The following is a 9,471-nucleotide window of genomic DNA, read 5'->3' as shown; positions in this document are numbered from 1 at the left end:
TGGCCGGCGGGGTGGGCATCGTTCCGTTCTACCTTTTTTCGCGCCGGCTGGCGGAGGGGGGGCACCCGCCCCGCCGGATCCTTCTTTTCGGCGGCCGGACGCGGGACATGCTCTACGGCATCGACGACTTCCCGCCGCTCGGCGTGGAGACCCACGCGGCCACGGAGGACGGATCGTACGGACTCCGGGGGCGGGTGACGGATCTTCTGGAAGCGTGGCTTCCGAAGCTCGACCGGAACGGCCTGCGGATCTACACCTGCGGCCCGGAGCGGATGATGGACGCCGTCGTGCGGATCGCGCGCCGGGAGGGCCTGCCCTGCGAAGTGTCGATGGAGAAACGGATGGGCTGCGCGCTGGGGGCCTGCGGGGCCTGCGTGACGCGGGTGGTTTCCGAGGACGGCGAAGGCTGGCGCTACTCCCGCATCTGCATCGAAGGGCCCACGTACGACGCGGCGCGCCTGGTCCTCGAATGAAATCCTACCGGGACATCGTCCTGCGGGAAGTGGCCGAGGTGCTTCCGCGGATCAGCGAGGAGGCGTCGCGCCGGTTCTGTACCGAACTCGGGCGCGCCAAGCGGATCTACATCACGGGCGTGGGCCGGAGCGGCCTCGTGGTGCACGCCTTCGGGCAGCGCCTGATGCACCTGGGGTTCGACGTCCACCTCGCCCACGAAATCACGGCGCCGGCGATCGCCCGGGGGGATCTCCTCGTGGCCTGTTCGGGCACGGGGACGACGCTTCTGCCCCTCTACATGGCGCGCAAGGCGCGGCGCATCGGGGCGCGGGTGGTGGCGATCACCGCGCGCCCGCGCTCCCCGCTGGCCCGGCTGGCGCACCTGGCGATCGAAGTGCCCGCGCCCCTGGAGCGGGGCCGCCGCACCCGGCAGCCGGCCCGGTCGCTTTTCGAACAGGCGCTTTTCCTGTATCTCGACTCGGTGATCCTGACGGCCATCCACGAGTTCCGCATCCCGGCCCGCCGGATCCGGCGGCGCCATGCCAACCTCGAGTGAGGGCGCGGGCGATTCCGCGTCACGCGCCGCGCCGGACGCGATCCATCCCGGCGGAGGCTGAGCCGTGATTTTCCACTGTCCCTTCTGCGGCCTGAAAACCCGGCCCGGAGAGCGGATCTGCCGCGGCTGCGGCCGGACGATGGTCCGCCGCTGCCCGTGCTGCGGGGAGGAGGTCGCGGCGGACGCGACCCTCTGCAAGTACTGCGACGAAGAGCTGTCCCCCGTGTCCCCGGAGCCGCGGCCTCCCCGAAGGACGGGTCACTTCCCGAAGTAGCTCTCGATGAAGGTCGTGTCCACCTGGCCCTTGATGTACTGGGTGTGGTCGAAAATCGCCAGGTGGAGGGGAATCGTGGTCGGAACGCCTTCGATCACGAACTCGGAGAGCGCCCGCTTCATGGCGGCCACCGTTTCCTCGCGCGTCTTGCGGTGGACGATGAGCTTGCCGATCATGGAATCATAGTAGGGGGGAATCTGATATCCGGCGTACACGTGGCTGTCCACCCGCACGCCGGGCCCTCCCGGCGGGTAGTAGACGGAGATCTTCCCCGGGCAGGGTTTGAATCCGTCGTTGGGATTCTCCGCGTTGATCCGGCACTCGATGGCCACGCCGTCGAAGGCGATGTCGCGCTGGCTGAAGCGCAGCCGCTCCCCCGCGGCCACGCGGATCTGCTCTTTGACGAGGTCGATGCCGGTCACCATCTCCGTCACGGGGTGTTCCACCTGGATGCGGGCGTTCATCTCGATGAAGTAGAACTTGCCCCGTTCGTCCACGAGGAATTCGCAGGTCCCGGCGTTGACGTACTTGGCCGCGCGGGCGAAGGTCACCGCGGCGTTGCCCATCTCCTTCCGGAGGGAGGGGGTCATGACCGGCGAGGGCGCCTCCTCGATGAGCTTCTGGAAGCGCCGCTGAATGGTGCAATCCCGTTCTCCCAGGTGCACGACGTTCCCGTGCGCGTCGGCCAGGATCTGGATTTCGATGTGCCGGGCCTTGTCGATGTACTTCTCGATGTAGAGCGAGCTGTTGCGGAAGGCGGCGCCCGCCTCCGCCTGGGCCGCCAGGAAGCTGTTGACGAGCGACACGTCGTTGTGGGCCACGCGCATGCCCCGCCCGCCCCCGCCGCCGGCCGCCTTGATCATGACGGGATACCCCACCCGATGCGCGATCTCGAGGGCCTCCTTCTCGTCCTTGACGGCCGTCTCGCTGCCGGGGATCGTCGGGATCTTGAGCTTGCGCGCCAGCTCGCGGGCCGTCACCTTGTCGCCCGTCATGCGGGACGCCTCCGGGGGCGGCCCGATGAACTTGATGTTGCAGCTCTCGCACACCTCGGCGAAGTGAGCGTTTTCGGAGAGGAATCCGTATCCCGGGTGAATGGCGTCCACGTCGGCGATCTCGGCGGCGCTGACGATGCGGGAGATGTCCAGGTAGCTCTTGGCCGCCGGCCCGGGGCCGATGCAGATCGAATAATCCGCCTGCTTCAGGTACAGGCTGTGGCGGTCGGCTTCCGAATAGACGGCGACCGTCTCGATCCCCAGCTCCTTGCACGCGCGGATGATGCGGAGCGCGATCTCCCCCCGATTGGCGATCAGGATGCGGGAAAACATGGGCGGCTACTTCTTCTCGATGAGGAAGAGCGGCTCCCCGAACTCCACCGCCTGGCCGTTCTTGACGAGAATCTCCCGGATCACTCCGTTCATCTCGGCCTTGATCTCGTTCATCACCTTCATGGCCTCGATGATGCAGAGGACCTTCTCCGGGTGCACCTCGTCGCCCACGTTGACGAAGGGATCGGCGTCCGGCTTGGCGGAGCGGTAGAAGGTGCCGACCAGGGGGGACTTGAACTCCACCACGTTGGCGGGTCGGCCTTCCGCCGCCGCGGGGGCCGGAGCCGCCGCGGAAGCCGCCGGCGCGGACACCGGAACCGCGGCCGGAACGGGAATCGGCAAGGCCGCCGCCACGGGGCGGTCCTCCGACCGGCGCAGCTTCACCCGCCGGCCTTCGTCCTCGTATTCGAACTCCACGAGCTTGTTCTCCTCCATGAGCTGGAGGAGACGCTTGATTTCATCGATGTTCATGAACCCGCCTAACATAGGAACGCGCCCCCCCGCCGTCAAGAGTTCGGGGCCGCGCGTCACCTCTTCACAGGAATCCTCCGGAGCGACTCCACGAAAAGCGACGAGATGCGGAAGACGACCGGGCTGTCCTGAAACCGCGCGTAGTAGACCGGATGCGTGGGCTTGTCGCTCTGATCTTCGCTGACCCAAAGCACGCGGCCCTCCGGCGGGCCTCCCTCCCACCGGATCGTCAGGGTCGCCGGCGCCGAGGGCCCCCCCAGCCCGTACTTCGCCGCCGCCTCCGGACCCCGCCCGACAAAGGCCTCGGCCCGGATGTAATTCATCGCCGCCAGAAGCTCCCGGACCCGGTCCTCGTCCGCCTCCTTGCCGGCGTTCCCGGGGTCCGTGAAGATCCATCGGCCCGAGGACTCCTCCCGCCGCAGCCGGTAGTAGACCGGCCGCAGGAGCGCCCCCGCGCGGGCCTCGAAGGCGAACTCCCGAAGCTTCTCCCGGGGAACGTTGAACATCTCCTCGTGCAGGACGTTCAGCTCCAGAAGGAGCAACCGGCGCACGTATTCCGGCCGCACCTGGAAGACTTCGTCCACCCCCTCCCGACGCATGTACCCCTCGGTTCTCAGGCCGAAGTGCGTCACGTGGATCTTTCCGTCCTGGGTCTCGATCCGAAGCGTCGCCGCCGGCGGCTCCAGTCCCGCCAGCTTGAAGTCCTGCGCCCCCAGGAAGTCCTGGATGCGCTGATGCGGGTGAAGCACGTCCGCCACGAAGGGCTCCACCCGCTCGGGGTCGATCTTGACTCCCCGGGGCTCCACGACCTCCCAGACGGGCGTTTCGAAAGGGGTCCCCTCTTTCTTCACGAGACGTCGCTCGATCCGCAGGCGGCCCTGTCCGGGCGCCTCGAGGTCGAACGTCTTGACCGCGTCCTTCGTGAAGGGATAGATCGCGTCGATCCTCAGGTGCTTGCGTTCCGCCGCCAGGTCGTCGCAGCGGCGCGACTCGACGAGCGCCACCTCCGCGGCGCCGGCCACGCGCACGTAACGCTTCCGCCGATCCTCCGACGGCGCCCCCACCTCCACGACGACCGGCCGGGCGTGTCCATTGAGGACCAGCGTGTACCGGACCTCCGGCTCGGCGAATCCCCCGTCCGCCTCTCCCCCGGCGGCGCGGAACTCCGCCACTTCCAGTCCGGCCAGATCGGTGATCAGGCGCTGCACCTTGAGATCGTCCACCTTCTCCCGGTATGGGCGCGTGAGGAACCACCCCCGTTCGGCTCCCTGCTCGATCCGCTCGAACGTGGACCGCTCGTATTCCACGACCGCGGGACGGTCCTTTTGGCGGACCACGAGGAACCGGCGCTCCAGATCCAGACGCACCACCTGAAAGGGAGCGTAGCGAACCAGGCGGCGCTCCCGCAGGGCGGAAGCCGGCTTGTCGAAAGCCTGGAACGTGTCGAGATCGATGAGATAAATGTTCGGATCGCCTTCCTTCTCGAAGAACACCGCCGCCGTGTGCGTGGGAGGCGACTGGCCGAATCGAAACACGGCGGAAGCGTCCGGAAGCTCCACCCGGAGCACGAGGCGCGGATCCGAAAGCCCCGTCAGCGAAGGCGCCGTTTCGGGCCGCCCCGGCTCCAGCCCCCCCGTGCGCCGGAAGCGGTCCAGCGCCCAGATCATCTTTTGAACGGCGTCGGGATCCGCCGGATGATCCGCGGGGCGGATTCTCCAGTGAGCCCCCAGGGCGTCCGTGGCGCGTTCGAGGGCGTACGCCGGTTCTCCCTTCCGGGCGACCTGCAGCCGGACGAGCCGCTCCGCCGTGAAGCCCGGCAGGAGCCGGACCTCCTCGCCTCCCCCGCCGCCGCGGGCCGGATCCGTCAGGAGATAGATTCCTCCCAGAATCCCCAGGATTCCCGCCAGGACCGCCGTGCCCTTCCAGCTCATGCCCGTCTCAGGAACCAGACGAGAATTCCGAGCGCCACGCCGAAGGCCGGAAACCCCGCCAGGACCACCCACCGCAGGCGGACCAGCGCTTCCGCCGACATCTCCAGGGGCTTCACGCTGATCTTCTGCGGATCGATGCCCATGAGATCCCGGTGCGCCAGCCACCGGAAGTGGTTGGCCACGTACTGGATCTGAAGGTCCTGGAGGATCCCTCCGGCAAAGAGGACCGCGTTCGTGAACGGCGCCGCGGAGCCCCAGACGATGAGCTTCGCGCGGCGCCCGGAGGCCTTGGACGCGGGCTTCTCCACCGCCACGATGAGCGGCAGATTCCCCACCCGTTCCTCGGGAGGATCGGGCTTCGGGCTGACCCCCGGTCCGATCGATCCCTTCTCCTCCCACGAGGCGGGACCGGAACGGACCAGCGGCACGATCATCCAGTTCGGATCCCGTTTGTCCACGGGATCCACCGGAGCGCAGTCCGGCAGGCGGAAGGTGACGTTGGCCATGGTCACCAGGCTGCGGTTGATCTCGTGCACGTTGAACTGGCGCACCGCCAGATCCGTCCGCCGGGGAGGGAAGTACTCCGTGCCGTCGTGGACGATCGCGTCGGCCACCTTGACGCCGTACTCCTCGAGGAACTCTTCCAGCCCGGAGCGCACGCGGGGCCGGAGGGCCACCAGGAGGCTCCCGCCGCGCTCCAGGTAGTCGCGCAGAAGCCCGATCTCATGCTCCGAGAAGGGCTGGCCGGGACCCATGATCATGAGGACGTCGCACTCGACGGGAACGCTCTTGTACTCGATCAGGCGGATCCGGCGCAGTTCGATCCCCTCGTTGCGCGTGAGGTACTGGGCCAGAACCCCGAGCGCCCGGGGGTCGTCGGTGAGGTACTCCTGATGGCCCTCCGTCTGGTAGACGATCTTCCGAACGCCGCCGACCAGGTCGCGGATCGCCTGCACGAGGACGGGCTCGCCCCGGTAGGCGGTGACCTCGCCGGTGACCGCGTTCCCCTCGAAAAGCTCGTAGACGCCCACCATCTTCTTGGAGGCCGGATCCGTCCCGCGCAGGGCCAGGAGGTAGACCGTCGTGGGGGAGACGACGCTCCAGTGCTGCTGGAAAAGCTCGCGCTCGGGGATCCCCTGGGCGCTCATGTCGTAGAAGCGGATTCTCGGATTGCGCCGCGCGAACTCCTGGAGAAGCTCGCGGGTGCGCACGAGCGCCGGCCGGAGCGCCTTGTCGCCGCCGGCCTCGTACTCGTCGGAGTTGAGCCAGAGCACCAGATCGCACGGAAGGCTGCGCAGAAGCTCCTCCGTGAGGGCGGAGAGCGCATACGTGCGTCGCGACGTCAGGTCGAAGCGCGCCGGCGAGCGCCGGGCCAGGAGATTGACCACGAGGAGGATCCCGAGCAGCAGGCCCGCCTGGAGCGCCAGCTGAAGCCAGCCGAGAACCCGGCGGCGCCGTCCCGGGTCCGGGCCGGCTGCCGGAGCCTGATCCGCGCGGATGCCGCTCATCGCCAGCGCCTCGACTGCACCGCCCGGGACGTCAGAAAGAGGAAGAACACGGGCACGCTCAGGAGGTAGGTCAGCCGCGAGGTGTCCACGACCCCGCGGAGGAAATCCATGAAATTCGCGGTCAGATCCACCGTTTCGATCACGCGCCGCCAGGGGGACTTCTCGTCGAGGGCGAGCCCCGCGATCGTGAGGATGAGAAGAAGCAGCGCCACGACGAGCGTCACGATCCCGGCGGTCACCTGGCTGGAGGACAGGGCCGAGACGAAAATCCCGATCGAATAGACGGCGGCGCCCACGAGGAGGATGCCGAGATACCCGCAGGCCACCGCCCCCCAGTCCACCTGCCCGTACATCGAGGCGATCAGCACGTATCCCAGCGTGGGAAGCAGCAGATACACCAGCAGGATCAGCGCCGCCAGGAACTTGGCCAGGACGAACTGAACTTCGGTCACCGGCGCGGTGAGCATGATTTCGAGCGTCCCCCGCGCCTTCTCCTCCGCCAGAAGCCGCATGGTGACGAGCGCGCTCATGAGGATCACGACCCAGCAGGTCACCGAGAGGGTCGCGGCGGTGTCCACCGGGAGCCGGTGCGCCGCGAAGCGGCCCATCTCCGAAACGAAGACGAAGCCGGAAAAGACCAGAAGAACCGTGAGGATGACGTAGGCCATGGGCGAGACGAAGTAGACGCCCAGTTCCCGGCGCACGAGGGCCGCGAAGACGCTCACGCCCGCCCCTCCTTGCCCTCGGTCAGGAGGGAGAAAACCTCCTCCAGGGACAGACGCTCATAGGCCAGTTCCAGCACGTCCCAGGCGCCGCCGGCCAGACGGCGGAAGAGCTCGGGACGCACGTCCGCCCCGTTGGACGTCTCGACGAGATACGTGTGCAGGTCGCCCTTGCTCGACCAGAGCACGCGCGCCACTCCGGGAGCCGATTCGACGGCGTCCTTGAGCGCCCGGCCGTCGCCGCGCGCCTCCAGGCGCACCCGCCCGGTCCGCATCAGCCGCTGGGCGATCTCCTCAGGGGCGCCGTCCTCGACGAGTCGGCCTCGGTTGAGGATCAGAACCCGCCCGCACAGCTTTTCGACCTCCGAGAGGATGTGGCTGGACAAAAGCACCGTCCGGTCCCGCCCCAATTCGCGGATGAGGTCCCGAACCTCCCGCACCTGGATGGGGTCGAGTCCCTGCGTCGGCTCGTCGAGGATGAGAACCTCGGGGGCGTGGACGATGGCGTCCGCCAGGCCGACGCGCTGACGATAGCCCTTGGAGAGATGGGCGATGATGGCGGACCGGCGGTCCCGGAGGCCGCAGCGGTCGACGGCCTCCTCGACGCGGCGGCGGCGCTCGCGGGCCGGAACCCGCTTGATCGTGGCCCGGAAGCGGAGGTACTCCTCCACCCGCATTTCCCCGTACAGAGGGTTGGCTTCCGGAAGGTATCCGATTCTCCGGCGCACCTCCATGGAGCGCGCCACGACGTCGAACCCGGCCACGGAAGCGGCGCCTGCGGTCGGAGCCAGGAATCCGGTGAGGATCCGCATGGTGGTCGTCTTCCCCGCCCCGTTGGGACCCAGGAAGCCGACGATTTCTCCCCTTTCGACGCGGAAGCTCACGCGGTCCAGGGCGACGACGCCGGGATAGGTCCGGGTCAGACTCGAGACTTCGATCATCGTACGCGATCGCTACGGGATCGAATCGCGAAGGGTCCGCGTGAGGAAATCCCCGCCCCGTCCGGGACGGGACGCCCCCGCGCTTCGCGACTCGGTCCTCCGAGCGATTCCCATTCCCCAGTAAACCGGACGGGATGCCAGGAGCGTTTCCAGGAGCCGGCAGTATCGCCGCCCCGGCGGACCCAAGTCAAGCCGGAAAAGGGAAAGGCCGCAGGGACGATCGGAAGGCCGCGTCCCTGCGGCTTGCCCGAGCGGTTTCCGCCTACTTGGTGGTGAAATCCGCGTCGATCACCTTCTCGCCGCCCGCGGCGGCGGAGGCGCGTCCGCCGCCGTCGGACGACGAACCCGCCTCGGCGCCCGCCGCCGAGCCGCGGCGCCGGGCGGCCTCCTCGTACAGGGTCTTGGAGAATTCGTGCGACGCCCGGGTCAGCTCCTCGAGGGCCCGCTTGATCTCGTCGGTGCGGTCGCCCTCCTTCGCCTTCTTGAGCTTCTCCACGGCGCGCTCGATCTTCTCCTTGTCGCCGGCCGCAATCTTGTCCGCGTACTCGCGGAGCATCTTCTCGGTGGAGTAAATCGCATGCTCGGCCTGGTTGCGCGCCTCGGCCAGCTCCTGCCGCTGCCGGTCCTTGTCGGCGAACTGCTCGGCCTCCTTGACCATCCGCTGGATGTCCGCCTCGGAAAGACCCGTCGTCGCCGTAATCTTGATCTGCTGCTCCTTGCCGGTGGCCAGGTCCTTCGCCGAGACGTGCAGCAGCCCGTTGGCGTCGATGTCGAAGGTCACCTCGATCTGGGGCACGCCGCGCGGGGCGGGCGGAATCCCGGTCAGATCGAACTGCCCGAGCTTCCGGTTGTCGTCCGCCATGGGGCGCTCGCCCTGGTAGACCTCCACGGTGACGCCCGTCTGGTTGTCCGCGGCCGTCGAGAAGATCTGGGACTTCTTCGTGGGAATGGCCGTGTTTCTCGGGATGAGCTTGGCCATGAGACCGCCTTCGACCTTGATGCCCAGGGTCAAGGGGGTCACGTCGAGGAGGAGAATATGCTTCATCTCCCCGGCCAGGACGCCGGCCTGGATGGCGGCCCCCACCGCGACGACCTCGTCCGGATTGACCGACCGGTTGGGCTCCCGCCCGAAGAAGTCCTTCACCAGCTTCTGCACCATCGGGATCCGCGTCGAGCCCCCGACCAGCACCACCTCCTCGATGTCCCGCGGCTTCAGCCGCGCGTCCGCCAGCGCCTGCTCGCACGGCCGCAGCGTGCTCTCCACCAGGTCCCCGATCAGCTGCTCCA

The 9,471-nt window shown here is 68.1% G+C and carries 10 protein-coding genes; 3 read left to right on the top strand and 7 right to left on the bottom strand.

Translation table 11 applies throughout. From position 1 onward, the window contains the following. From VNO22_12250 to VNO22_12240, 3 genes are all read left to right on the top strand, one after another. The coding region (locus tag VNO22_12250) for a dihydroorotate dehydrogenase electron transfer subunit (GenBank protein HXG62144.1) at positions 1-473 on the top strand (473 nt) is incomplete at its 5' end. After that, positions 470-1,009 carry a 6-phospho-3-hexuloisomerase gene (gene hxlB, locus VNO22_12245; protein ID HXG62143.1) on the top strand — a complete coding sequence of 180 codons (540 nt, stop codon included), beginning with the start codon at positions 470-472 and terminating at the stop codon, positions 1,007-1,009. The genes VNO22_12250 and hxlB, both read left to right, overlap by 4 nt. A gap of 64 nt (positions 1,010-1,073) precedes the next feature. Further along, positions 1,074-1,283 carry a zinc ribbon domain-containing protein gene (locus tag VNO22_12240; protein ID HXG62142.1) on the top strand — a complete coding sequence of 70 codons (210 nt, stop codon included), beginning with the start codon at positions 1,074-1,076 and terminating at the stop codon, positions 1,281-1,283. Here the strand turns inward: VNO22_12240 and accC are convergent. The 7 genes from accC to VNO22_12205 form a co-directional block, all read right to left on the bottom strand. Next, entirely contained in the window at positions 1,268-2,611 is a 1,344-nt protein-coding gene (accC, locus tag VNO22_12235; GenBank protein HXG62141.1) for an acetyl-CoA carboxylase biotin carboxylase subunit, read from the bottom strand. The genes VNO22_12240 and accC overlap by 16 nt on opposite strands. 6 nt (positions 2,612-2,617) lie before the next feature. Continuing rightward, positions 2,618-3,082 (bottom strand): acetyl-CoA carboxylase biotin carboxyl carrier protein, encoded by a 465-nt coding sequence (accB, locus tag VNO22_12230; protein HXG62140.1) that lies wholly within the window; start codon positions 3,080-3,082, stop codon positions 2,618-2,620. Between the two features lie 56 nt (positions 3,083-3,138). Continuing rightward, positions 3,139-5,013: a DUF4340 domain-containing protein gene (locus tag VNO22_12225; protein ID HXG62139.1), complete on the bottom strand. Its 1,875-nt coding sequence runs from the start codon at positions 5,011-5,013 to the stop codon at positions 3,139-3,141. Next, a complete protein-coding gene (locus tag VNO22_12220) occupies positions 5,010-6,521 on the bottom strand; it encodes a GldG family protein (protein ID HXG62138.1) in 1,512 nt (503 codons plus the stop codon). Before VNO22_12220 ends, VNO22_12225 begins: the two co-directional genes overlap by 4 nt. Next, complete coding sequence (locus VNO22_12215) at positions 6,518-7,246, bottom strand: ABC transporter permease (GenBank protein ID HXG62137.1); 729 nt, start codon at positions 7,244-7,246, stop codon at positions 6,518-6,520. Before VNO22_12215 ends, VNO22_12220 begins: the two co-directional genes overlap by 4 nt. After that, entirely contained in the window at positions 7,243-8,184 is a 942-nt protein-coding gene (locus VNO22_12210) for an ATP-binding cassette domain-containing protein (protein ID HXG62136.1), read from the bottom strand. The genes VNO22_12215 and VNO22_12210 overlap by 4 nt, the downstream gene beginning before the upstream one ends. Positions 8,185-8,446: 262 nt before the next feature. Beyond that, the coding region (locus VNO22_12205; protein ID HXG62135.1) for an Hsp70 family protein at positions 8,447-9,471 on the bottom strand (1,025 nt) is incomplete at its 5' end.

It is taken from the genome of Planctomycetota bacterium (assembly GCA_035574235.1).
In the GTDB taxonomy this organism is placed as follows: Bacteria; Planctomycetota; MHYJ01; order MHYJ01; family JACPRB01; genus DATLZA01.
This window is presented reverse-complemented; position numbering and strand designations above follow the sequence as displayed.